The sequence below is a fragment of the Sphingobium sp. LF-16 genome, from assembly GCF_003711185.1.
Taxonomy (GTDB): Bacteria; Pseudomonadota; Alphaproteobacteria; order Sphingomonadales; family Sphingomonadaceae; genus Sphingobium; species Sphingobium yanoikuyae_A.
The window spans coordinates 4,335,224-4,356,862 of sequence record NZ_CP029335.1 but is presented as its reverse complement, the minus strand read 5'-3'; the positions used below and the strand labels follow the sequence as shown (position 1 = coordinate 4,356,862).

Sequence of the window (21,639 nt, the reverse complement as noted above, 5' to 3'; positions counted from 1 at the left end):
CACGCACTATTCCTTACCGAGAGCTTTCAGGAAAGCCCCTATAATGTCCGAAGAATTCTACCGCATGAAGCGCCTGCCGCCCTATGTCATCGCCGAAGTGAACGCGATGCGAGCCGCAGCCCGCGCCGCGGGAGAGGATATTATCGACCTGGGCATGGGCAATCCCGACCTGCCGCCGCCCGATCATGTCATCGCCAAGCTGGTCGAAGTCGCCAGCAAGCCGGACGCCCATGGCTATTCCCAGTCCAAGGGGATTCCGGGCCTCCGCAAGGCGCAGGCCAATTATTATGGCCGCCGTTTCGGCGTCGACGTCGACCCGGAAACCGAAGTCGTCGTGACCATGGGGTCGAAGGAAGGCCTCGCCAGCCTCGCCACCGCGATCACCGCGCCGGGCGACGTGGTGCTGGCGCCCAACCCCAGCTACCCGATCCACATGTTCGGCTTCATCATTGCGGGCGCCACCATCCGGTCGGTGCCGACGACGCCGGACGAGAATTATTTCCGCGCGCTCGACCGCGCCATGGCCTTCACCGTGCCGCGCCCGTCGATCCTGGTGGTCAATTATCCGTCCAACCCGACGGCGGAGACGGTGGACCTGGCCTTCTATGAACGGCTCGTCGCCTGGGCGAAGGAGAACAAGGTCTGGGTGCTGAGCGACCTCGCTTATTCCGAGCTTTATTATGACGGCAATCCGACGCCTTCCATCCTGCAGGTGCCGGGCGCCAAGGATGTCGCGATCGAGTTCACGTCCCTGTCCAAGACCTATTCGATGGCCGGCTGGCGCATCGGCTTTGCGGTCGGCAACAAGCAGCTGATCGCGGCGATGAGCCGGGTGAAATCCTATCTCGACTATGGCGCCTTCACGCCGATCCAGGCGGCCGCCTGCGCCGCGCTCAACGGCCCGCAGGACATCGTCGCCAAGAATCGCGAACTCTATCACAAGCGCCGCGACGTGATGGTCGAGAGCTTTTCCCGCGCTGGTTGGGACATTCCCGCGCCGCGCGCGTCGATGTTCGCCTGGGCGCCGCTGCCCCCCGCGCTCAAGGACATGGGGAGCCTGGAATTTTCCAAGCAGTTGCTGACCCATGCCAAGGTCGCGGTGGCGCCGGGCGTGGGCTATGGCGAGGATGGCGAAGGCTATGTCCGCATCGCCATGGTCGAGAATGAGCAGCGGCTCCGCCAGGCGGCGCGCAACATCAAGCAGTATCTTAAGTCGATGGGCGTCAACACGCCCTCGTCGAAGGGCGCTGCCTGACCTTCACGCGCGTTGCGCGCCCGAAACATGACCATGATCGCCGTCGGACATTGGTTTGTCCGGCGGCGTTTGCTTTAGGCCCCCTTGCCCCTTGGCCCGCGATCAAGGATAGAAGCGAGGGATGAGAGGACCAAGTCGATGATCCCCCTTCCGCAGGTCAGCCAGGTCGCCCAGACGATCCAGCTGGCGCTTGCCCCCGTCTTCCTGCTCGCCGGTATCGGCGCGTTCCTGAATGTCTGCGTCAGCCGCTTGGCCCGCATCATCGATCGCGCCCGTGCGGTCGAGGAATGGGTGCTGAGCACGCGCGGCAAGGAGCATGACCGGATGGTGAGCGAGATCCGCGTGCTCGACCGGCGCATGAGCGTGGTCAATGGCGCGATCTTCCTGTCGGTGGCATCGGCCTGCGCGGTCTGTCTGGTCGTCATCCTGCTGTTCGCGGGCAATCTGTTCAACGCCCATCTGGGCACGCCGGTGGCGATCCTGTTCAGCCTGGCGATGGTGCTGCAGGCCGCCGCCTTCGGCACCTTCATCCAGGAAATCCGCCTGGCGTCACGCACCATCCATATCCGCAACGAGGTGCTCTACCACAAGGTGGAGGAGGAAGAGGCGGCATGACGCGCTTCACCGTCAACGACCGGCCGGTGCAATATCGGATGGATCCCGAAACGCCCCTGCTGTGGGCGCTGCGCGACGCGTCGAACCTGACGGGGACCAAATATGGCTGCGGCACCGGCGATTGCGGCGCCTGCACCGTGGATATCGACGGCGAGGCGGTGCGGTCCTGCCAGGTGACGATCGGCAAGACCGAGGGCCGGTTCGTCACGACGATCGAGGCGCTGTCGCCCGATCGCGGCCATCCCCTGCAACAGGCGTTCGCGGCCGAGAATGTCTCCCAATGCGGTTACTGCATGTCCGGCATCATCATGGCGGCATCGGTATTGCTGCGGCGGACCAACGACCCGACCGATGCGGAGATCGATGCGGCGATCACCAATATCTGTCGCTGTGGCGTCTATCCCCGGCTGCGCGGTGCGATCAAGCGCGCCGGCCGGATCATGCGCGGCGAGGACCAGGCCGGGGATGGCCCGATCCAGGCCGCGCCCCCGCCCGGCATCGCGCCGGACGAGGCGGTGCGCACCGTGCCGGCGCTGCGCAAGCCGTAAATATCGGCCTTAACCGAAACGATAGCCCGAAACCGTCCAGCCCAGCACCGTGCTGCGATGGGCACAGATGGCGGCGTCCTCGCCGCCGGCCCCCAGCGCCACCATCAGCGGCAGCAGATGCTCCTCGCGCGGATGGGCGAAGCGGGCATGGGGCAGATGATCCCAGGCGGCGACGCGCGCCGCCCGGCGAGCCGGATCGGGATCGGTCACCGCATCGCGCAGCGCATCGTCCCATTCGCGCGAGGGCGCCGTCGCCATCGCGCCGCGCACGCGCAGATTGTGGAAGCTCATGCCCGATCCGACAATCAGCACGCCTTCGTCGCGCAGCGGCGCCAGTGCGCGACCGGCGGCGATATGAGCGGCGGGATCAAGATCACGGCGCAGCGACAATTGGGCGACCGGAATATCGGCATCGGGCAGCGCGACCTTCATCGGGATGAAGACACCATGGTCCCAGCCTCGTTCGGATTCGCGCGCTGTGGGAAAGCCGGCCTGTTCCAGCAGTTCGGCCGCACGATCGGCAAGCGCGGGTGCGCCCGGCGCGTCCCAGCGGAGCTGATAGGTATGCGGCGGGAAGCCGAAATAGTCGAACAGCAAGGGCGGCTGGCTACCGTCATGGACGGTGAAACCGGGCGTTTCCCAATGGCCCGACACCAGCAGGATTGCGCGCGGCCGTTCCGGCAGGTCGGCGATCAGGCCGGCGAGATAATCCTGCATCGGCTGCCACATGGCGTCACTGTGCGGGTGCTGGGGATCGGCGGGGTCCATGAAGAAGCAGGGACCACCGCCATGGGGGATGAACAAGGCAGGCTGTTTCATGCCCGCCTAGATCGGATGTCGGCGCCGCCCGCGCAACGCGCCAGGCGGAAACCGATTGTTTCCTGTCAGCCCCTGGCCAGCATCGGGGCGATCGCCTGGGCCAGGGTCGCGCCAGAATAGGGTTTCTTGAGCAGGATGACGTCGCTGAAGCGATCCGGCAGGTCGAGCCCGTCGCCATAGCCGGTGGCGAACAGGAAGGGCACGCCGCGTTCCGCCAGCATGTCGGCTATCGGCAGGCTGGTTTCATTGCCCAGATTGAAGTCCAGCACGGCGAGGTCGACCGGATGGAGCGCGATCGCCTCATGCGCGCGGCCGATGCTGGCGGCAGTCACCACCTGCGCGCCGAGGTCGCGCAGCGCATCCTCGCCATCCATGGCGATGATCATATTATCCTCGACCAGCAAAATCTGTCGCCCCTTGAGCAGATGCGGCGAGGGAGCGGGCGCCGGCTTGGCGCGATCGGTGCCGGCCACGTCGGGCAGGATCGAGGCGACATGGGCGGAGGGAATGCAGAAGCGCGCCTCCAGCCCCGCCAGTCGATAATTGACCTCCGCCCGGCCATCCAGATCATAGGGAATGGAACGCTCGATCACGGTCGAGCCAAAGCCCCGGCGCGAGGGCGCGACGACCGCCGGGCCGCCGCTTTCCAGCCAGTGGAGCAGCAGGCTGCCCTCGGCGTCGACATGCCAGTCGATCGCGACCGATCCATTGTCCGACAGCGCGCCATATTTGGCGGCATTGGTCAGCAGTTCGTGGATGACGAGCGCCAGCACGGTGAAGGCGGCGGGGGTCAGCAGCACATTGGGACCGGTCAGCTTCACCCGGTCACGCCGGTCGCCGAGATAGGCGCCAGCCTCCACCTCGATCAGGTCATAGAGGCGCGCGGGCGCCCAGCGATCGGCGGTGATCTGGTCATGGGCGCGGGCCAGCGCATGGACGCGGCTTTCCAGCGTGCCTATGAACTGGTCGACCGACATGGCGCTGTCGCGAGTCTGGGAAATCAGGCCACGGATCAGCGCGAGGATGTTGCGGACGCGATGGTTGAGTTCCGCGATCAGCAATTCCTGCTTCTCATGCGCGCGTTGCCGTTCCTCGTCAGCGGAATCGGACAGGCGCAGGATGACTTCCAGCAGCGCCGTGCGCAGCGCTTCGGCGACGCGCAGTTCGGCTGGCATGAAAGCGACGGCCGTGCCCTTCACCAGTTCCGACCATTCCTCGAAACTCTTGCGCGGGGTCAGGCGCGGGCCGTTGGGGCCATATTCGATATGCTTGTCCTGCTTGCCGGCCCAACGGACCGAGCGCAGCTGTTCGGCGCGGAACAGCACGACATAGTCGCGCGGCCGGCGCGAGATCGGAATGGCGAGCAAGCCGGCGGCGCGATCGGCATGGGCCAGCGCTTCCGGCATGATGCGGGCGATGCTGTCGGTGGTATAGACCTGGCTGGCGGCCGTCCGATTGAGCATCGACACGATCGCGGCGAAGGACGGCTCGTCCGGGGTCAGGCCCGACAGCGTCATCTGCCCGTCGATATAGATGCCCACGCCATCGGCGGGAATCGTGTCGAAGATGATGTCGCCCAGCCAGCGGGCGTTGGACATCAGGTCATGATCCTGCGCCACCGCGGAGAGCAGCCGGTCGGCGACCTGGCGGGCCTTGCCCTCATAGCTCGCCGTTTCCGCCCGCTCGCGGCCTTCCAGCATCATCGAGAAGATCTGGCCGAACAGTTCGGCGGCACTGCGCTGCGCGAAGCTGGGCAGGCGCGGCGCATAATGGTGGCAGGCGAACAGGCCCCACAGCTTGCCATCAACGATGATCGAGATGGAGAGCGAAGCCCCCACCCCCATGTTGCGCAGATATTCGATATGGATCGGCGACACCGCGCGGGTGACGCAGAGCGACATGTCGAGCGCGGCGCCGGCGGGATCGAGCGCCGGGATAACCGGCACCGGCGGCGCGTTGATGTCGGCGATCACCCGGAAGATGTTGCGCATGTAGAGCGCGCGCGCCTGCGTCGGGATGTCGGAGGCCGGATAATGCAGGCCGAAGAAACTGTCGATGCCGGGACGCAGCGCCTCCGCCACCACCTCGCCATCGCCATTGTCGGCAAAGCGATAGACCATCACCCGGTCGAAACCGGTGAGCGCCCGCACCTGGCGCGCACCATCGCGCAGGAAGGCGGTCATGCCATCCGCCTGCGCCAGCCGCGCGACCATCGAGCGGACCATGGAACTGGCCTCCATCTCGTCGGGCACGGCAGGCTCTGCCTCGATCACCACCAGTTGGCCGGAGAAATGGACGGCCACGTCGAACGGCGCACCGCCCTCCACCAGCGGCAGCGAGAAGACCCGCTCCACCGAATCGGGGCCACGCAGCAGGGTAATGCGGTTGCGCAGCGTGTGGATCGCATCGGCGGTGAAGAGCGCGCTGATCGGCTGGCCCAGCATCTGGTCGGGCGCCAGGCCGATATGGTCGGCACTGTTGGTCGAGACGCGCGACACCAGCCAGTCGGCCGTCAGGGCGACAAGAAAGCCGAAGGGCTGGACCGTGCCGAGCACATGGATCGGCTCGCGATCGCAATTATTGATGTCGACGGTAAAGCCCTGGGCTTCCGGGCTGGTCACATCAGTCACAGGCGACCTCCCGCTCGGCGCGCGCGCCCGCCTCGAACAGAGTGAAGGCCGTCCGGGCGCCAGCGATCGCATCGTCCAGCCAGTCCTGATCGCCCTTAGCCGCTGCGTCATCGAGTTGCTGCTGGAAGGCGACCCAGCCGCCCTTGCCATGAACGGCGGAAAGATAGGCACGGGGCAGATCCTGGGCGACCTGGCGCGCAAGCATCGCGCCGCCCAGACGCGATCCTTCGAGCGCATAGAGCAGGCCCCAGCGGAAGCCGTCGCCGCCCGTGGACGGCATCGACAGCGGCGCAGGCATGGCCTCCCCCAAGGCCGCCAGATCCTGCGCCATCAGCGCAAGGCGCGGCGAATCGGGCTGGGCGACCGGCTCCAGCGCGGCGATCGCGCGGGCATGGGCACGCAGGAACGCCCGGTAATCGGGCGCGGAAGCGAGCGAAAAATGGGAAAACAGGTCATCGACCCGTTGATGGCTCTCCATCGTCGCGGCGCGCAGGGCCTGTCTTATGCGGCCGGCATCGGCGGTTCTTATCACCCGTTGGTCCTAAAGGTTGTTTGTCGGCACTGCACTGATCTGGATCAGCTTTGCGCCGAACAGCCCATTTACCGGGCTTTTCCGATGCAAGATGGTGGGATGGATGGAATGATCGAGATTGTCCATTGTTCCGGGACAGAATCTTTCAAATCGCTGACAGAAGAGTTCAGCATCGCGACATCGCCATCCGCGTAAAGATGCGGCATGAAGGGAACAGATGGTTCCCGCACGAGGAATCGGAACGATGCTGAGGAAATGGATGCTGGCCGGCCTGATGGGTGCGACGCTGCTGGGCGGCGTGGCACCGGCCTATGCCCAGCGCAACGACAATGGCGGCGGCCCGCGCGGCGAGCGTGGTGCCGGCAATCCCGGAAACCGGGGCGGCGACATGCGCGGCGCGCAGGGCAGCACGCGCTGGCAGGGCAACAGTGATCGCGGTGGCGATCGCGGCGGACGTCCGCAAATGGCGGCGCCCGCGCAGCGCTGGCAGGGCGGCCCGGAACGGGTTGCTCGCCCGGATCAGCGCCCCGACCAGCGCCCCGATCGCCCCAATGGCAATTGGCAGCGTCTCGGCAATCCCGGCCCCGCCAATCCGGGGTCTGGCATGCAGCCGATCGCCCGACCCGACCGCCCGGACGGACGCGGTGATGGGCGCGGCGATGGACGCCGGCCCGACGCCCGCCCGGATTCCCGCCCCGATTGGAACCGGCAGGTCTGGGACCGCGATCGCAACGGTCGTGACTGGAATGACCGCAATCGCGACGGCCGCCCCGACGATCGGCGCTGGAGCGACAATGACCGGCGCGACGATCGCCCCGGCTATCCCGGCAACTGGAACAATGATGGCCGCCGCTATGACGATCGCACCCGTTGGGCCGACCAGCGCCGCTGGGACAATGGCTGGCGCCAGGACCGGCGCTATGACTGGTATGGCTATCGCAGCCGCTATGGCGACCGTTACCGCATGGGCCGCTATTATGCGCCGTCGGGCTGGAATTATGGCTATCGCAGCTTCTCGATCGGCGTGTTCCTGTCGGGGCCGCTCTATGGCAGCAATTACTGGCTGAACGATCCCTATTATTACCGCCTGCCGCCCGCCTACGGCACGATGCGCTGGATCCGCTATTATGACGACGCACTGCTGGTCGATATCCGCGACGGCTATGTCGTCGACGTGATCCGCAACTTCTTCTGGTGACAGCCTCCTGAACTGGCCTTCAGGACACTGGGCCCGGTGCGACACCGCACCGGGCCCTTTTTCATTGCGCGGCGCCGGCCGGAAATGGCAGGGAGGCGGCATGAACGAGATAGTGGATAATGGCGGCACCGCGTCGCCCGCCCGCGCCGCGATCGGCGATCGGGTGCGCGAGAAACTGCACCGCAACCCGCTGGTCAGCCGCATCGACAGCCCCCATCTGGAAATCTATGGGCGGCAGGATTTCCTGGGCGACGAAGAATGCGCGGTGATGCGCGCGATCATCGACGCTGGTGCCCAGCCCTCTACCCTGTTCACCGGCCGGGAAAATGCCGATTATCGCACTAGCCATAGCTGCAATCTCGACCGGGAAGACCCGCTGGTCCATGCGATCAGCGCCCGCATCTGTGCGATGACCGGGCTGGAGCCCGACCATGGCGAGACATTGCAGGGGCAGCGTTACACCCAGGGCCAGGAATATAAGGTCCATTGCGACTATTTCCCGGTCAATGCCAGCTATTGGCCCGAGATGCGCAAGACCGGCGGCCAGCGTAACTGGACGGCGATGATCTATCTCTCGCCGGTCGAGGGCGGGGGCGAGACCCATTTTCCGCGCTGCGAATTCATGGTGCCGCCGATCGAGGGGATGATCCTGATCTGGAACAACCTGAAGCCCGACGGTGCGCCCAACCCCTATAGCCTGCACGCCGCCCGGCCGGTGGCTCAGGGCACCAAATATGTCGTGACCAAATGGTTTCGCGAACGCCCCTGGGTTCGCTGACCCAGAACGTCGCGCGCCATTACACTTTGCGACATAAATGACTGGTTCCTGACAGCGCCGTTCCCGGACGGTTCAGCGAATCCACTCCATATTCAACATGTTGGTAAGGGAACCTGCCCCGCTTGAAGCGGTTGGAAGCGTCCCCGAGCCTCCAGATTGATGGGAGTAGAATTATGCGCAAGATCATCATCCTTGGCCTTCTTGCGGCCACCGTCGTCCCCAGCGTCGCTTCCGCCCAGTCCTATGGCGAAGCCCGCCGCAGCGAGCAGCGACTGCGCGAAGACCAGCGCGACCTGCGCGCGGCCCAGCGCTATGGCGATCGCCGCGATGTCCGCGAAGCCCGTCGCGATGTTCGCGACTCCCGCCAGGAAGCGCGCGAAGACTGGCAGGATTATCGCCGCAGCCACCGCGACGTCTATCGCGCCGGCAACTGGAATGCGCCCTTCCGCTATTCGCGCTGGAATGCCGGCGCCCAGCTTCGCCCGGCCTATTATAGCTCGCGCTATTATATCGCCGATCCCTATCGCTATCGCCTGCCCCGTCCGGCCGTCAATCAGCGTTGGGTCCGCCACTATAATGACGTGATGCTGGTGAATGTGCGCACCGGCCGGGTGATGACCGTCCATCGCGGCTTCTTCTGGTAAGCCGAACGACGAAACAGAAAAGGCCCCGGACAGCGATGTCCGGGGCCTTTCTTTACCCCCTTGGCCGCGCCCCCCGTTTCCGGGCGGGCGCGGCCGATGCCGTGCCAGGCACGCCATCAGTCCGAAAGGGGGGTGGACCGTTCGCGAAACGCCCCTCGCGCGCGATGGTTCCCCCGCTTCTTTCCGATCAGGCGGCGAGCGCCTGCGCAATCAGCTTGCGGCTGTTGTCGATGCCATAGAGCGCGATGAAGCTGCCCATGCGCGGCCCCTGATCGGCGCCCAGCAGCGTCTGGTAGAGCGCCTTGAACCAGTCGCGCAGCTCGGCGAAGCCAAAGGCTTCATCCTTGCCGATGGCATAGACGATATTCTGGATATCCTCCGCGCTGGCATCGGCCGGCAAGGCGGCCAGTTCTTCGTCCAGCTGGCGCAGTGCGGCGGCTTCGTTGGCGTGCGGCGCCCGGCGCTGGAGCGTCGGCGCGACGAAATCGCGATGATAGGCCAGTGCATGGCCGATCAGCGCGTCCAGTTCGGGATAGGTTTCCGCGCTGGCGCCGGGGACATAATTCTGGAGATAGCTCCACACCTGTTCCCGGCTGGCATCGCCCATCACGCCGACCAGATTGAGCAGCAGGCCGAAGGTCACCGGCAGCTCGCCCTGCGGCAGCTTGCCATCATGGATATGATGGACTGGATTGCCGAGCTGCTGCTCGATCGCCTGCTTGGGATAATTGCCGCGGAACTGCCAATATTCGTCGACCGCACGCGGGATCACGCCCATGTGCAGCTGCTTGGCCTTCTTGGGCTCGCGATAGGCGTAGAAGGCCAGGCTTTCCTGCGGGCCATAGGTCAGCCATTGTTCGAGGCTGAGGCCATTGCCCTTGGACTTGGAGATCTTCTCGCCCTTTTCGTCGAGGAACATCTCGTAGTTGAAGCCCTCGGGCGGGCGGCCACCGAGCGCGCGGCAGATCTTCGATGACTGGGTGACCGAATCTATCAGATCCTTGCCCGCCATTTCATAGTCGACGCCCAGCGCATACCAGCGCATCGCCCAGTCGACCTTCCATTGCAGCTTGGCACCGCCGCCCAGGATCGACTGTTCGATCGTCTCGCCCCCAGGAACGGAAGTGTCCACGAAGCGAACGATACCAGCCTCGGCATCGACCACCTCGACCGGAACCTGCAGCACGATGCCGCTCTTGGGGCTGATCGGCAGCACCGGCGAATAGGTTGCCTGCCGCTCCTTGCGCAGGGTCGGCAGCATGATGTCCATGATCGCCTGATAACGGCGCAGCACCTGGCGCAGCGCTTCGTCGAAGGCGCCGGCCTGATAGCGTTCGGTCGCGGACACGAATTCATAGTCGAAGCCGAAGCTGTCGAGAAATTCGCGCAGCATCGCATTATTGTGATGCGCGAAGCTTCCATATTTCTCGAACGGATCAGGCACCTGCGTCAGCGGCTTGCCCAGATAGTCGGCCAGCATCGCCTGGTTCGGCACATTGTCCGGCACCTTGCGGAAGCCGTCCAGATCGTCGCTGAACGCCACCAGCCGGGTCGGGATGTCCGACAGCGCGTGGAAGGCATTGCGGACCATGGTGGTGCGCAGCACTTCGTTGAAGGTGCCGATATGCGGCAGGCCCGACGGGCCATAACCGGTCTCGAACAGGATATGGCCTTTCTCCGGCGCGCCATTGGGGTAACGCTTGAGAAGCTTGCGCGCCTCCTCATAGGGCCAGGCCTTGGACGCGTTCGCGGCGGTGCGGAGAATGTCGGATATGGTCATGATGCCAAAGCCCCTACCGCCGCAAGGGGCGAAAGGGAACGGCTTTTGGAGGCAAAAACGCGTTAAACCGGGCTTCATATTTAGATTTTGTTCACCCTGTTCCTCCATGGTCTGGTCATATGGAGGCTCCCATGCAGACACCCCGCAGCCGCGAACGGATTCCCGTCGACATCGCGATCACCATCACGACCGTGCTCGACAGCCTGGAAGGGACGATCGTCGATCTGAGCGCGGGCGGCGCGCAGGTCGTCGGCTGTTCGCTGCCGACCGGAAGCCAGTGTCAGCTGGATATTGATGGCTATAGCGTGTTCGGCACGGTGCGCTGGTCGGAAGAGGACCGGATGGGCATCCGTTTCCCCTATATCCTGACCGAAGGGCCGTTGTTCGAACAGCTGGAAATGGCGCGCCTGGCCCGCCGCGCGCCGGTGGCGTTCCAGCCCCGACCGGCTGCGCCCGCCTTCACCTATTCCGGCCCCATGGGTTTTGGCCGCCGGACCAATTGATCGGCGCATTTCGGTTTCCCTTTTGTTCGCCTTGCCCTAAGCCGGGCGGGTGATCGATCCTGCTGCCCTGCCCGCCCTCCATGCCAGCCATGGCGGCATCTGGCTGCGCGAAGGCAGCCGCACCATGGGCGTTGCCAAGGGGCAGGCCATTGCCCGCACCGCCGAGACGCCGACGCTGCTGCTCAATGCACCGTTGACCGGCCAGCGGCTGGGCTATCCCGATCTCAATGGCCTCGACCTGCTGGAACTCTGGGCCTTCGTCCATCCCGCGCGCTTCCTGGTGCCCACGCCCAAGGGGCTGGCCGAGGCGCTGGACCTGCCGCAGCCGGGACAGGAAGGCGATATCCCGGCCCTGTTGCAAATGGCGGCGCGCGCGCTGCTCGACCGGCTCGATTCCCCGGAATGGAAAGAAAGAGAAGGCGGCTGGACCGCGGCGCAGGCGCTGCACCGGCTGCGCTGGCCCTGGTCGCCGCTGGTCGCGCCGCGCATCAGCCGCCCGGCTGAGGCGGAACGCTGGCTCTTTTCCAAGCTGCCCGAATGGGAGGAGGCCGCGCCCCGCCCTGCCCCGCGCACCGTCGCGATGGAGGAGGAGGCCGTGCTGGCGCGGCTCGACAGCCTGACCGGACCGGGCGCCGAACCCCGCCCCGGCCAGCGCGCCTATGCCGCCGCCGCAATGGAGGCCTTTCGCCCGCGCAGCCATCGCGACCAGCCCAATATGCTGCTGGCGGAAGCCGGCACCGGCATCGGCAAGACGCTGGGCTATCTCGCCCCCGCCTCGCTCTGGGCCGCGCAGGCGCAGGGCACGGTGTGGATATCCACCTATACCAAGGCGCTGCAACGCCAGCTCGACCGGGAATCGCTGCGCCTCTTCCCCGATCCGGCGACCGCCGCGCGACGCGTGGTGGTGCGCAAGGGGCGGGAAAATTATCTCTGCCTGCTCAATCTGGAAGATGCGTTGCAGGGCGGCTTTGCCGGCCGCGCCGCCATATTGGCGCAACTGGTCGCGCGCTGGGCCGCCTTCTCCAAGGATGGCGACATGGTGGGCGGCGACCTGCCCGGCTGGCTGCCCATCCTGTTCCGCCGCAACGGATCGACCGCGCTGACCGACCGGCGCGGCGAGTGCATCTATGCCGGTTGCCCGCATTATCGGAAATGCTTCATCGAGCGGTCGGCGCGGGCATCGGCCGAGGCGGACATCGTCATCGCCAATCATGCGCTGGTGATGATCAACGCCGCGCGCGGCCGCGAGACAGGGCAGCGCCCCCAACGCATCGTCTTCGACGAGGGCCATCATCTGTTCGACGCGGCCGACTCGACCTTCTCGGTCGCGCTGTCGGGGCAGGAGGCAATCGAGCTGCGGCGCTGGGTGATGGGACCGGAAGGCGGATCGCGCGGCCGCCGCCGGGGCCTGGCCGCGCGCCTGTCCGACCTTGCCAGCTATGACGAGGAAGGCGGCGAGGCGATCCGCACCGCGGTCGAAGCTGCGCGCGCCCTGCCGGCCGACGACTGGCTGAAGCGAATCGTGGCAGGTGAGCCTTTCGGTCCGCTGGAGGAATTGCTTGCCACGGTGCGCGGCACCGTCTTCGCGCGCGCCGCCGACAGCGGCGAGGCGGATGCCGGCTATGGGCTGGAGACCGAACTGGCCGAGCCCGATGGCCCGCTGGTCGAGGCGGCACAGGAAGCGGCGATCGCGCTCGATACGCTGCTGAAGCCGCTGGTTCGACTATCCAAGCGGCTGGAGGCAGTGCTGGAGGATGCGCCCGACTGGCTCGACGGCGCGGCGCGGGCGCGGATCGAAGGGGCGATCGGATCGCTCGGTTGGCGCCGCGACCTGATCAGCGCCTGGCTGGCGCTGCTGGCGCGGATCGGCGGCCCGGCCGACCCCGATTTCGTCGACTGGATGACCGTCGATCGTGTGGAAGGGCGCGAATATGATATCGGGCTGCACCGCCACTGGCTCGACCCGACCCGGCCGCTGGCCGAGGCGGTGTTGCAACCCGCGCAGGGGGTGATCGTCACCTCCGCCACGTTGAAGGGCGGCGGCGACTGGTCCAATGCCGAGGCGCGCAGCGGCGTCACCCACCTGCCCCACAGCGCCGAACGGTTCGAGGCGGCGAGTCCGTTTGACTATCCCGATCGCGCCGAAGTGCTGATCGTCACCGACATCAAGCGCGGCGACATCGCCGCCATGTCGGGTGCCTATGCCCGGCTGATCGAGGCATCGGGCGGCGGCACGCTGGGCCTGTTCACCGCGATCCGGCGGCTGCGGGCCGTGCATGCGCGCATCGCCGACCGGCTCGCCCGCGCCGGCCTGCCGCTCTATGCCCAGCATGTCGATCCGATGGATACCGGCACATTGGTCGATATCTTCCGCGACGATCCGCGTGCTTCGCTGCTGGGCACCGACGCGCTGCGCGATGGCGTCGACGTGCCCGGTCATTCGCTGCGGCTGGTGGTGATGGAGGGCGTGCCCTGGTCCAAGCCGACCGTGCTGCATGCCGCCCGGCGCTTGGCGGGGGGTGGCAGCGCCTATGACGACCGGCTGATCCGCGCGCGTCTGGCGCAGGCGTTCGGTCGGCTGATCCGACGCGCCGAGGACAAGGGCAGTTTCGTGATCCTGTCCGCCGCCATGCCGAGCCGACTGCTGAGCGCCTTCCCGCCGGGCACGCCGATCCGCCGGCTGACGCTGGACGAGGCGATCATCGCCGTCAGCGCAAAGATGCAGGCGCGGGACATGCAGGACGCTGGTCTTGGCGACCGAACAACGTTAGGGCATCAGGGAAGCGAACCCGGCATGCGGTGACCCGACAGGGCACGGCGCCTTTGTTTTCTGCGTTTTTGCGAGTCGGCAGGAGATATTCCGCCGCGACAAGGCGCGAGGAGCTGGAGCGAGAATGAAGCGGTTGACCCTGTTGCGCCATGCCAAGTCCGATTGGGACGATCCGGTCGCGCGGGATTTTGATCGGCCGCTCAACCGCCGGGGAGAAAAGGCCGCGCTGCTGATGGGCCAGTTCGCCGCGCGCAAGGATATGCGGTTCGACCTGCTGGTCGCCTCCCCCGCTGCCCGCGTCGTCCAGACGCTCGACACCTTCTTCACTGGTTATGGCGAAACGCTGGACGCGCGCTGGGACCGGCGCATCTATCTGGCCTCCGCCCCGACCCTGATCGACGTGCTGCGCGATTTGCCGGATGAGGCGGACAGCGTGCTGATGGCAGGCCATAATCCCGGCTTCGAGGAACTGATCCTGAGCCTGGTCCCCGATGATGGCGCCAATCCGCTGCGCGAGGATGTGGAGATCAAATTCCCGACCGCCAGCATCGCGGTGATGGATCTCGCCATCGACCAGTGGGACGCGACGACGGACAAGTGCGGCACATTGCTGAGCTTCACCCGCCCCCGCGACCTGGACCCGGCTCTGGGGCCGGGATCGCGCTGAGCTTGACCACGCCGATTCACTGGCGCCCGGCCGTCGCCTCCGATACCTCCGCATTGTCGATATTGGGCGGCGCCACCTTCCTGGCCAGCTTTGCCCATGACCATCCCGGCGAGGCGCTGGTCGCCCATATCCGCAAGGCGCATGGCGAGGACTATTATCGTGCAGCCCTCGCCGATCCGGCCCAGACGATCCTGATCGGCGAGACGCCATTGGGCGCGCCGGTGGGCTATGCACTGATCACGCCGCCCGACCTGCCGGTACCGACCGACGACCGGGCGGATGTCGAACTCAAGCGCATCTATCTGCTGAGCGGATGGCAGGGCGGCGGCAATGGCGATGCGCTGATGGCGCTGGTGCTGGCGGAGGCCCGGCGACGCGGCGCTCGCCGGCTGCTGCTGGCCGTCTATCCACAGAATGATCGGGCGCGGCGCTTCTATGCCCGGCATGACTTTGTCGAGATCGGCGAACTGACCTTCATGGTCGGGGACGTGCCGTTCCGCGACCTTGTCTATGCCCGGACGCTCTGAGCGGGATCAGCGACCCAAGGCGCGCGCCAGATCGGCCCGGATGGCTTCGAGCCGGGCGATCAGGTCCGGCTCCGGCGTCGCGGCGGGCAGCGGATCGACCGCTATGTCGTCCGTGCCATCGGCCAGCGCCTTCTGCGCGCCCTTGACCGTGAAGCCCTCGACATTGAGCAACTGGTTGATGCGCCGTGCCAGCGCCACATCGGCAGGACGATAGTAGCGCCGGTTGCCCGATCGCTGGAGCGGACGCAATTGCGGAAAGCGGGTTTCCCAATAGCGCAAAATATGTTGGGCAAGACCCAGCTCTGTCGCCAGTTCGCTGATGGTCAGAAATGCGCCCTCGGCCTTTTCCATGGGCGCAATGTTGCACCCATAGTCCCGTAAAGGTCAACTACGGTAAATATACGCCAATATTACAAAAGCTGACCGAATTGCCTCAGGTCGAGGCAACCCGGTCCCGCATCGTCTGGCTCGCGCGGAATGTGAGCACCCGGCGCGGCTCGATCGGCACCTCGATCCCGGTCTTCGGGTTGCGCCCCATGCGCTCATTCTTGTCGCGCAGGACGAAGGTACCGAAACTCGAAATTTTCACATTTTCGCCGCGCTCCAGCGCAGTCGACATATGCTCCAGGATCGATTCGACCAGTGCCGCCGCTTCCGCGCGGGACAAGCCAATGTGACGATTGACGCTCTCCGCCAGATCAGCGCGGGTCAGTGTGCCAGTGCCGGTCATCGCAAATCCCCAATGTGCCCCCCTGCATCATCTGCCAGGGCAAATGATTGCGACACAAATGTGATGCATGTTGGGTGATTCGGCAAGCAGGTCAGATACGTAGGGGCGATCGTTTCGCCGCCGTATCAGACCCGCAGGACGCAGGCGCCCCAGGTGAAGCCACCGCCCATCGCTTCCAGCACGATCAGATCGCCGGCCTTGATCCGACCATCGCGGGTCGCCGCATCCAGCGCCAGCGGCACCGAGGCGGCCGAGGTGTTGGCATGCTGGTCGACGGTGACGACGACCTTGTCCGGGGACAGTTTGAGCTTGCGCGCGGTCGCGTCGAGAATCCGGGCATTGGCCTGGTGCGGCACCAGCCAGTCGATGTCGGCGGGCGTCATCTCCGCCATCGCCATCACTTCCTTGAGCACGGTGGCGAGATTCACCACCGCATGGCGGAAGACTTCCTGCCCCTTCATGCGGACCTTGCCCACCGTCTGGGTGGTCGAGGGACCGCCATCGACATAGAGAAGCTGGTTGTGGCGGCCATCGGCATGCAGCTTGGCAGCGAGGATGCCACGCTGGCCGTCCGCGCTTTCCTCCGCGCCGAGCACGACGGCGCCGGCACCATCGCCGAACAGCACGCAGGTCGCGCGGTCTTCCCAATCGAGAATACGGCTGAAGGTTTCCGCGCCGATCACCAGCGCGCGCTGCGCCGCGCCCGAGCGGATCATCGAATCGGCGACCGTCATCGCATAGAGGAAGCCCGAGCAGACGGCCGCGACGTCGAAGGCGACGCAGTCATCGATGCCGAGCGCAGCCTGCACCAGCGTGGCGCTGGCCGGGAAAGTCTGGTCAGGGGTGGCGGTCGCCAGGATGATGAGGTCGATATCCTGCGCGGCGAGGCCAGCGGCCTCCAGCGCGCGCTTCGCGGCGTCAGTCGCCAGCGTGGTCGTGGTCTCCCCCTCGCCGGCAATATAGCGGGTGCGGATGCCGGTCCGTTCGACGATCCATTCGTCGCTGGTGTCGACGGTCTGCGCCAGTTCCGCATTGGTGACGACGCGTGCGGGCAGGGCCGAGCCCGTGCCCAGGAGAACGGATCGACGCATCACTTGACGGGCAGCTCCAATTTGGACGCGACGGCGGACAGATCCTGCACCCCGGCCATATCGGCGGCGATGCGTCGCGTGATATCCTCTTCCAGCAGGCGGGCGGCGACATGCACCGCATTGGCCACGCCCTTGGCATCGGCGCTGCCATGGCTCTTCACCACGACCCCGTTGAGGCCAAGGAAGACGGCGCCATTATGGTTATTGGGATCGAGATGATGCTTGAGCAGGTGCATCGCCGGCTTCGAGATCAGGAAGCCGATCTTCGACCGCAGCGAACTGGAGAAGGCGCGGCGCAGCAGGTCGGCGACGAAGCGGGCGGTGCCCTCGGCCGTCTTGAGCGCGACATTGCCCGAAAAGCCGTCGCACACGATCACGTCGGTTTCGCCGCGGCCGATCTTGTCGCCTTCGGTAAAGCCGTCGAACGAGAATGGCAGGGTGTCGGCCGCGCGCAGCACGGCGGCGGCATCACGGATCTCGTCCGTGCCCTTGAGCTCTTCGGTGCCGATGTTGAGCAGCCGAACGCGCGGCCGCTCCAGATCGAGGGCGATGCGGGCATAGGCCGCGCCCATCACCGCGAACTGGACGAGATTGCGCGCATCGCACTCGGTATTGGCACCAAGGTCGAGCATGACGACATCATTGTCGCCAAGGGTGGGCAGCATCGCTGCCAGCGCAGGTCGATCGACGCCGGGCATGGTACGCAGCGCCAGCTTCGCCATCGCCATGAGCGCACCGGTATTGCCGGCGGAAACCGCCGCACCGGCATCACCCGATTTCACGGCGTTGATCGCCATGCTCATCGAGCTGCTCTTCTTGCGAATCGCGACGCTGGGCTTGTCCGTGCCCTCGACGATCGTGTCGGAATGCACGACTTCCGACGCCGCTCGCAAATTGGGGTGGTTGTCGAGAGCCGCCTTGATCCGGGTCTCGTCGCCGAAAAGGGTGAAGCGGAGTCCTTCGTGCCGGCGACGGGCAAGCGCAACGCCTGCCATCATCACCCGCACGCCTTCATCCCCGCCCATCGCGTCAATTGCGATTCGCGGTTGGCTGGACACTGAGATCACCCCTTTGCGGAGATCGAAAAAGTCTTACGCCCCGACGGCGATGACTTCGCGGCCGTTATAATGGCCGCACGCGTCGCACAGATTGTGGGGACGCTTCAGTTCACCGCAGTTCGAGCATTCCTGGAATGCTTCGACGCGCAGCGAATCGTGGCTACGACGCATGCCACGCTTGGACGGGGAAGTTTTCCTTTTGGGGACAGCCATGTCGGCACCTGTTTCCGTAATTAAATCTGGTTATGCGACTGGCCGGTTTCCAAATGAGACGCCGACGGCACGGGTGCCGCAGACCATGCGGCCCGGTTGATCGCGAAGCCCTGCGCCTATAGCCGTTTTTGCAGATGGTGCAAGTCCTTCCTTGCCCGCCGGCCCGCCGCGCCTATGGTGACGGCCCGTCGAATAGGGGGATGCCCATGTTGTTGCCGATCACGCTTACACTGGCCGCGGCCTGTGCGCTCATCAATTTCTGGCTGGCGGTGCGCTGTGCGCGAATCCGCGTGGGCGCGAAGCTTTTGCACGGCGACTCGGGGAATATGTTGCTGGCCCGACGAATGCGGGCGCACGCCAATTTCATCGAATATACGCCGATCGTGCTGATTCTCTTTGGCCTGATTGAAATGGCGATCGGCGCGCCGCTGTGGCTGTGGATCGGGGCGATGATCTATGCGCTGGCGCGAATCGCCCATGGCTTTGGCATGGACGCGGACAAGCCGACGGTTTGGCGCGCGGGCGGCGCGCTGCTCACCTGGATCGTGATGCTCGGCCTGGCGGTCGCGGCGCTCTATGTCGCCTATGGCGCGACTCGCGCCGTGCCTGCCCCGCCGGCGATGGCGCGCGTTTAACCGAGAACGGAATCGGCCACATAGGGATTGGTCCGCCGTTCATAGGCGAAATTGCTCATCTCGCCATGACCGGGGACGAAAGCGGTCTGGCCGCCCAGCGGCCAGAGTTTGCCAGTGATCGCGTCGATCAAGTCCTGATGATTGCCGCGCGGAAAGTCCGTGCGGCCGATCGATCCCTTGAACAGCACGTCGCCCACGATCGCGAGTTGGCTCGGCGCATGGTGGAAGACGACATGGCCGGGCGTGTGGCCGGGGCAATGATAGACGTCGAAAGTCAGATTGCCGACCGTCACCTGGTCGCCGTCGACCAGCCAGCGGCTGGGCTCGAAACTCTCACCGGGGATACCCCAGCGCTCGCCATCCTGCGGCAGCCGATCGATCCAGAAGCGATCATCCTCATGCGGCCCCTCGATCGGGACATTGAGGTCGCGGGCCAGCACGCCGGCCTGGCCGCAATGGTCGATATGGCCATGGGTGACGAGGATCTTTTCGATCGTGACGCCATGCTGCTCAGCAGCGCGCTTGAGCACCGGCAGGTCGCCGCCCGGATCGACAAAGGCGCCGCGCATCGTTTCCGTACACCAGAACAACGTGCAATTCTGCTGCAGCGGGGTGACGGGGATCAGGGCGGCTTTGAGCGGCGGCGTGGTCATCGCGCTGATGTGGCGAAGCGGCATGGCGAGCGCAAGGGCGTCAACACTCCGGCGTCGCTGCCCCTTATGCCAGCCCTTCAGCGGCGAAAGGTTCAGCCAAGCTGATGCTGTCTAGAACCTTGGCGGTTTCATCGCGGACGCGCAGCATCACCCGGTGCAGGCGACATTCGCTTTCGGGCAGGCAGTTGGTACATGTTTCATGCGCGAAACGGCTGGCGCAGGGGGTCAGAGCCAGTGATCCCCGCGTCAGGCGGACGATATCGCCATAGCTGATGTCGACCGGTGCCAGCGCCAGCCAATAGCCGCCGTCGCGGCCCCGCTGGGTCGCCACCAGCCCTTCGCGCGACAGTTCGGACAGGATCACCGTCAGGAATTTCGCCGGGATATTCTGGCGCGTCGCAATCTCGTTTAGAGGCACGGGCCCCTGGCGATAGCGGTCGGCAAGATGCTGGAGCGCGCGGATGGCGTAACGGGTCTTCTGGGACAACATGGTCTGTTCGTTATTCGCCTGCGGCCCGGCTTTGGCAAGTCGAGCCGCAGAGTAGAGAAGGGAAAATGCGCTTTAATTTGCGCGATATCGCCGATCAGGGCGTCGTACCGCCCAGCGCGTCGCGGGCCTGTCTGGGAAAGTCGCTGAAAATGCCATCGACACCGGTCGCCGCGATCGCCTGAACATAGCCGGCGAAATCGCCCCGGCCCTGCGGATCATCCGGGCGCTTATACTGGTCGGGCAGGAAGTTGTTTTCCATCCGGAGCGTCCAGATATGCACCTGAAGCCCGGCATCATGGGCGCGGCCCACCAGCGCCGTGGGCCCTTCAGGCGCCAGCACCATGGCGGCGGACGGACCAAGACCGGTGGCATAGCCGGCAATGGCCTCCAGCCCCGATACGGTCATCATGTCGGCATAGGTGGTACCCGGCTCGTCGGCGGGCCCGCCCTCTGCATCGACCAGCTGGATCAGGCGCAGCCGGGTCGCTTCATGCAGCGCCTTCAAATTGCCGACCTCGAACGACTGGATGAAGACCGGATCGTCGGCATTGGTGTAGCCATATTTGCCGAGCAGATCGAGCAGCACCTGCTGATGCGGCAGACCGATGCCGGCGAAATAGCTGGGATGCTTGGTTTCGGGATAGAGGCCGATGCGACGATGCTGCTCCGCCTCCTTGGCCCGGACCAGCTTCAATATCTCCTCGAAGGTCGGGATGAGATAAAGGTCGTTGAAGCGGACATTGGCCGGACGCAGATCAGGCAGGCGCTCACGCGCCCGCAAGGTGCGCAATTCGGCGAGGGTGAAATCCTCCGTGAACCAGCCGGTCATGGCCACGCCGTCGATCGTCTTGGTCGTCCTGCGATCGGCAAATTCGGGATGGTCGGCGACGTCGGTGGTGCCACCAATCTCATTCTCATGCCGGGCGACCAGCACGCCATCCTTGGTCAGGACCAGATCAGGCTCGATATAGTCGGCACCCTGGTCGATCGCCCGCTCATAGCTGGCGAGCGTATGTTCAGGCCGCTCCCCGCTGGCACCGCGATGCGCGATGATCAGCGGGTCGGCGGCCCGGACGGCAGAGAGGGGGAGCAGGCCCATCATCAGCAATGCCCCGATGCCCAGCAGCCCCCGTCCGATCACGCCATCACGCCTTTCAGCGCATTTTCATAAGTCGTCGCCTTGAAGCCGACGATCGTGCCCTTGCCGGTGTCGAGGATCGGGCGCTTGATCATCGACGGGTTGGTGATCATCAGCAGGATCGCCTTGTCCGCATCGATATGCGCCTTGTCACCCGCGTCGAGCGCCTTGAAGGTGGTGCCGGAGCGGTTGAGGATGGTTTCCCAGCCATGCTCCATCACCCATTCCTCCAGCTTGGCCTTGTCGACGCCCGCGACCTTATAATCGTGGAAGCTGTAGGCGACGCGCTCATTATCCAGCCAGTTGCGGGCCTTCTTGATCGTGTCGCAATTCTTGATGCCGTACATGGTAATCATGATGCTGTA

24 protein-coding genes are annotated in these 21,639 nt (G+C 65.4%); 11 read left to right on the top strand and 13 right to left on the bottom strand.

Features of this window, described 5'->3' with window-relative positions:
• Positions 1 to 43: 43 nt before the first annotated feature.
• The 3 genes from DIZ22_RS20520 to DIZ22_RS20510 all read left to right on the top strand — a co-directional run bounded on the left by DIZ22_RS20520 (position 44) and on the right by DIZ22_RS20510 (position 2,418).
• On the top strand, positions 44 to 1,255 hold the full coding sequence (locus tag DIZ22_RS20520; protein ID WP_004209971.1) for an LL-diaminopimelate aminotransferase: 1,212 nt from the start codon (positions 44 to 46) through the stop codon (positions 1,253 to 1,255).
• A 138-nt stretch (positions 1,256 to 1,393) separates the two neighbouring features.
• Entirely contained in the window at positions 1,394 to 1,870 is a 477-nt protein-coding gene (locus DIZ22_RS20515; protein WP_037507334.1) for a DUF2721 domain-containing protein, read from the top strand.
• Complete coding sequence (locus tag DIZ22_RS20510) at positions 1,867 to 2,418, top strand: (2Fe-2S)-binding protein (protein WP_017499095.1); 552 nt, start codon at positions 1,867 to 1,869, stop codon at positions 2,416 to 2,418. The genes DIZ22_RS20515 and DIZ22_RS20510 overlap by 4 nt, the downstream gene beginning before the upstream one ends.
• A 9-nt stretch (positions 2,419 to 2,427) precedes the next feature.
• On the opposite strand, the gene DIZ22_RS20505 is transcribed toward DIZ22_RS20510, so the two are convergent.
• From DIZ22_RS20505 to DIZ22_RS20495, 3 genes are all read right to left on the bottom strand, one after another.
• Positions 2,428 to 3,237 (bottom strand): class III extradiol ring-cleavage dioxygenase, encoded by an 810-nt coding sequence (locus tag DIZ22_RS20505; protein ID WP_048936282.1) that lies wholly within the window; start codon positions 3,235 to 3,237, stop codon positions 2,428 to 2,430.
• Between the two features lie 65 nt (positions 3,238 to 3,302).
• Positions 3,303 to 5,867 (bottom strand): HWE histidine kinase domain-containing protein, encoded by a 2,565-nt coding sequence (locus DIZ22_RS20500; RefSeq protein ID WP_048936281.1) that lies wholly within the window; start codon positions 5,865 to 5,867, stop codon positions 3,303 to 3,305.
• Entirely contained in the window at positions 5,860 to 6,345 is a 486-nt protein-coding gene (locus DIZ22_RS20495; protein ID WP_048936445.1) for a biliverdin-producing heme oxygenase, read from the bottom strand. The genes DIZ22_RS20500 and DIZ22_RS20495 overlap by 8 nt, the downstream gene beginning before the upstream one ends.
• Before the next feature lie 298 nt (positions 6,346 to 6,643).
• Between DIZ22_RS20495 and DIZ22_RS20490 the strand changes: the two genes are divergently transcribed.
• The 3 genes from DIZ22_RS20490 to DIZ22_RS20480 all read left to right on the top strand — a co-directional run bounded on the left by DIZ22_RS20490 (position 6,644) and on the right by DIZ22_RS20480 (position 9,019).
• Positions 6,644 to 7,597, top strand: a complete 954-nt coding sequence (locus DIZ22_RS20490) for an RcnB family protein (RefSeq protein WP_048936280.1) — start codon at positions 6,644 to 6,646, stop codon at positions 7,595 to 7,597.
• A 100-nt stretch (positions 7,598 to 7,697) separates the two neighbouring features.
• Entirely contained in the window at positions 7,698 to 8,375 is a 678-nt protein-coding gene (locus DIZ22_RS20485; protein WP_122928698.1) for a 2OG-Fe(II) oxygenase, read from the top strand.
• A gap of 173 nt (positions 8,376 to 8,548) precedes the next feature.
• Positions 8,549 to 9,019 carry an RcnB family protein gene (locus DIZ22_RS20480; RefSeq protein ID WP_037518627.1) on the top strand — a complete coding sequence of 157 codons (471 nt, stop codon included), beginning with the start codon at positions 8,549 to 8,551 and terminating at the stop codon, positions 9,017 to 9,019.
• A 187-nt stretch (positions 9,020 to 9,206) separates the two neighbouring features.
• On the opposite strand, the gene DIZ22_RS20475 is transcribed toward DIZ22_RS20480, so the two are convergent.
• Positions 9,207 to 10,799: a lysine--tRNA ligase gene (locus DIZ22_RS20475; RefSeq protein WP_048936278.1), complete on the bottom strand. Its 1,593-nt coding sequence runs from the start codon at positions 10,797 to 10,799 to the stop codon at positions 9,207 to 9,209.
• Between the two features lie 131 nt (positions 10,800 to 10,930).
• On the opposite strand from DIZ22_RS20475, the gene DIZ22_RS20470 reads away from it, so the two are divergent.
• The 4 genes from DIZ22_RS20470 (at position 10,931) to DIZ22_RS20455 (ending at position 15,266) form a co-directional block, all read left to right on the top strand.
• Positions 10,931 to 11,302, top strand: a complete 372-nt coding sequence (locus DIZ22_RS20470; RefSeq protein ID WP_004209958.1) for a PilZ domain-containing protein — start codon at positions 10,931 to 10,933, stop codon at positions 11,300 to 11,302.
• Between the two features lie 49 nt (positions 11,303 to 11,351).
• Positions 11,352 to 14,105 (top strand): ATP-dependent DNA helicase, encoded by a 2,754-nt coding sequence (locus DIZ22_RS20465; protein WP_048936277.1) that lies wholly within the window; start codon positions 11,352 to 11,354, stop codon positions 14,103 to 14,105.
• Positions 14,106 to 14,196: 91 nt separating this feature from the next.
• Positions 14,197 to 14,739, top strand: coding sequence for a histidine phosphatase family protein (locus DIZ22_RS20460; protein ID WP_017499105.1), 543 nt, complete (start codon positions 14,197 to 14,199; stop codon positions 14,737 to 14,739).
• Positions 14,740 to 14,741: 2 nt separating this feature from the next.
• Positions 14,742 to 15,266: a GNAT family N-acetyltransferase gene (locus DIZ22_RS20455; protein ID WP_048936276.1), complete on the top strand. Its 525-nt coding sequence runs from the start codon at positions 14,742 to 14,744 to the stop codon at positions 15,264 to 15,266.
• Positions 15,267 to 15,272: 6 nt separating this feature from the next.
• Here the strand turns inward: DIZ22_RS20455 and DIZ22_RS20450 are convergent, their stop codons facing one another.
• The 5 genes from DIZ22_RS20450 to rpmF all read right to left on the bottom strand — a co-directional run bounded on the left by DIZ22_RS20450 (position 15,273) and on the right by rpmF (position 18,358).
• The gene (locus tag DIZ22_RS20450; protein ID WP_010336848.1) at positions 15,273 to 15,617 is read right to left on the bottom strand and encodes a MerR family transcriptional regulator; all 345 of its coding nucleotides are present in this window, start codon (positions 15,615 to 15,617) and stop codon (positions 15,273 to 15,275) included.
• An 82-nt stretch (positions 15,618 to 15,699) separates the two neighbouring features.
• Positions 15,700 to 15,996 carry an integration host factor subunit alpha gene (ihfA, locus tag DIZ22_RS20445; RefSeq protein WP_004209953.1) on the bottom strand — a complete coding sequence of 99 codons (297 nt, stop codon included), beginning with the start codon at positions 15,994 to 15,996 and terminating at the stop codon, positions 15,700 to 15,702.
• Between the two features lie 125 nt (positions 15,997 to 16,121).
• Positions 16,122 to 17,090: a beta-ketoacyl-ACP synthase III gene (locus DIZ22_RS20440; protein ID WP_026108753.1), complete on the bottom strand. Its 969-nt coding sequence runs from the start codon at positions 17,088 to 17,090 to the stop codon at positions 16,122 to 16,124.
• Positions 17,087 to 18,112: a phosphate acyltransferase PlsX gene (gene plsX, locus DIZ22_RS20435; protein ID WP_010336845.1), complete on the bottom strand. Its 1,026-nt coding sequence runs from the start codon at positions 18,110 to 18,112 to the stop codon at positions 17,087 to 17,089. Before plsX ends, DIZ22_RS20440 begins: the two co-directional genes overlap by 4 nt.
• 66 nt (positions 18,113 to 18,178) lie before the next feature.
• Positions 18,179 to 18,358, bottom strand: coding sequence for a 50S ribosomal protein L32 (gene rpmF, locus DIZ22_RS20430; RefSeq protein WP_004209950.1), 180 nt, complete (start codon positions 18,356 to 18,358; stop codon positions 18,179 to 18,181).
• Between the two features lie 206 nt (positions 18,359 to 18,564).
• On the opposite strand from rpmF, the gene DIZ22_RS20425 reads away from it, so the two are divergent.
• On the top strand, positions 18,565 to 18,993 hold the full coding sequence (locus tag DIZ22_RS20425) for an MAPEG family protein (protein WP_026108754.1): 429 nt from the start codon (positions 18,565 to 18,567) through the stop codon (positions 18,991 to 18,993).
• On the opposite strand, the gene DIZ22_RS20420 is transcribed toward DIZ22_RS20425, so the two are convergent.
• The 4 genes from DIZ22_RS20420 to DIZ22_RS20405 all read right to left on the bottom strand — a co-directional run bounded on the left by DIZ22_RS20420 (position 18,990) and on the right by DIZ22_RS20405 (position 21,630).
• Positions 18,990 to 19,646, bottom strand: coding sequence for an MBL fold metallo-hydrolase (locus DIZ22_RS20420; RefSeq protein ID WP_048936444.1), 657 nt, complete (start codon positions 19,644 to 19,646; stop codon positions 18,990 to 18,992). The two genes, DIZ22_RS20425 and DIZ22_RS20420, sit on opposite strands and share 4 nt — an antisense overlap.
• Positions 19,647 to 19,710: 64 nt before the next feature.
• Positions 19,711 to 20,136, bottom strand: a complete 426-nt coding sequence (locus tag DIZ22_RS20415) for an Rrf2 family transcriptional regulator (RefSeq protein WP_048936275.1) — start codon at positions 20,134 to 20,136, stop codon at positions 19,711 to 19,713.
• Between the two features lie 94 nt (positions 20,137 to 20,230).
• Positions 20,231 to 21,277 carry a glycerophosphodiester phosphodiesterase gene (locus DIZ22_RS20410; RefSeq protein ID WP_048936274.1) on the bottom strand — a complete coding sequence of 349 codons (1,047 nt, stop codon included), beginning with the start codon at positions 21,275 to 21,277 and terminating at the stop codon, positions 20,231 to 20,233.
• Positions 21,274 to 21,630 carry an ArsC family reductase gene (locus DIZ22_RS20405; protein WP_007711205.1) on the bottom strand — a complete coding sequence of 119 codons (357 nt, stop codon included), beginning with the start codon at positions 21,628 to 21,630 and terminating at the stop codon, positions 21,274 to 21,276. The genes DIZ22_RS20410 and DIZ22_RS20405 overlap by 4 nt, the downstream gene beginning before the upstream one ends.
• Positions 21,631 to 21,639: the final 9 nt, after the last annotated feature.

Coding starts and splice junctions, on each gene's coding strand:
- DIZ22_RS20485 (WP_122928698.1), top strand. CDS start 7,698: ATGAACGAGATAGTGGATAATGGCGGCACCGCGTCGCCCGCCCGCGCC.
- DIZ22_RS20480 (WP_037518627.1), top strand. CDS start 8,549: ATGCGCAAGATCATCATCCTTGGCCTTCTTGCGGCCACCGTCGTCCCC.
- DIZ22_RS20425 (WP_026108754.1), top strand. CDS start 18,565: ATGTTGTTGCCGATCACGCTTACACTGGCCGCGGCCTGTGCGCTCATC.
- DIZ22_RS20505 (WP_048936282.1), bottom strand. CDS start 3,237: ATGAAACAGCCTGCCTTGTTCATCCCCCATGGCGGTGGTCCCTGCTTC.
- DIZ22_RS20460 (WP_017499105.1), top strand. CDS start 14,197: ATGAAGCGGTTGACCCTGTTGCGCCATGCCAAGTCCGATTGGGACGAT.
- plsX (WP_010336845.1), bottom strand. CDS start 18,112: ATGGGCGGGGATGAAGGCGTGCGGGTGATGATGGCAGGCGTTGCGCTT.
- DIZ22_RS20405 (WP_007711205.1), bottom strand. CDS start 21,630: ATGATTACCATGTACGGCATCAAGAATTGCGACACGATCAAGAAGGCC.
- DIZ22_RS20510 (WP_017499095.1), top strand. CDS start 1,867: ATGACGCGCTTCACCGTCAACGACCGGCCGGTGCAATATCGGATGGAT.
- DIZ22_RS20415 (WP_048936275.1), bottom strand. CDS start 20,136: ATGTTGTCCCAGAAGACCCGTTACGCCATCCGCGCGCTCCAGCATCTT.
- DIZ22_RS20490 (WP_048936280.1), top strand. CDS start 6,644: ATGCTGAGGAAATGGATGCTGGCCGGCCTGATGGGTGCGACGCTGCTG.
- DIZ22_RS20475 (WP_048936278.1), bottom strand. CDS start 10,799: ATGACCATATCCGACATTCTCCGCACCGCCGCGAACGCGTCCAAGGCC.
- DIZ22_RS20495 (WP_048936445.1), bottom strand. CDS start 6,345: ATGGAGAGCCATCAACGGGTCGATGACCTGTTTTCCCATTTTTCGCTC.
- DIZ22_RS20420 (WP_048936444.1), bottom strand. CDS start 19,646: ATGACCACGCCGCCGCTCAAAGCCGCCCTGATCCCCGTCACCCCGCTG.
- rpmF (WP_004209950.1), bottom strand. CDS start 18,358: ATGGCTGTCCCCAAAAGGAAAACTTCCCCGTCCAAGCGTGGCATGCGT.
- DIZ22_RS20450 (WP_010336848.1), bottom strand. CDS start 15,617: ATGGAAAAGGCCGAGGGCGCATTTCTGACCATCAGCGAACTGGCGACA.
- DIZ22_RS20470 (WP_004209958.1), top strand. CDS start 10,931: ATGCAGACACCCCGCAGCCGCGAACGGATTCCCGTCGACATCGCGATC.
- DIZ22_RS20515 (WP_037507334.1), top strand. CDS start 1,394: ATGATCCCCCTTCCGCAGGTCAGCCAGGTCGCCCAGACGATCCAGCTG.
- DIZ22_RS20520 (WP_004209971.1), top strand. CDS start 44: ATGTCCGAAGAATTCTACCGCATGAAGCGCCTGCCGCCCTATGTCATC.
- ihfA (WP_004209953.1), bottom strand. CDS start 15,996: ATGACCGGCACTGGCACACTGACCCGCGCTGATCTGGCGGAGAGCGTC.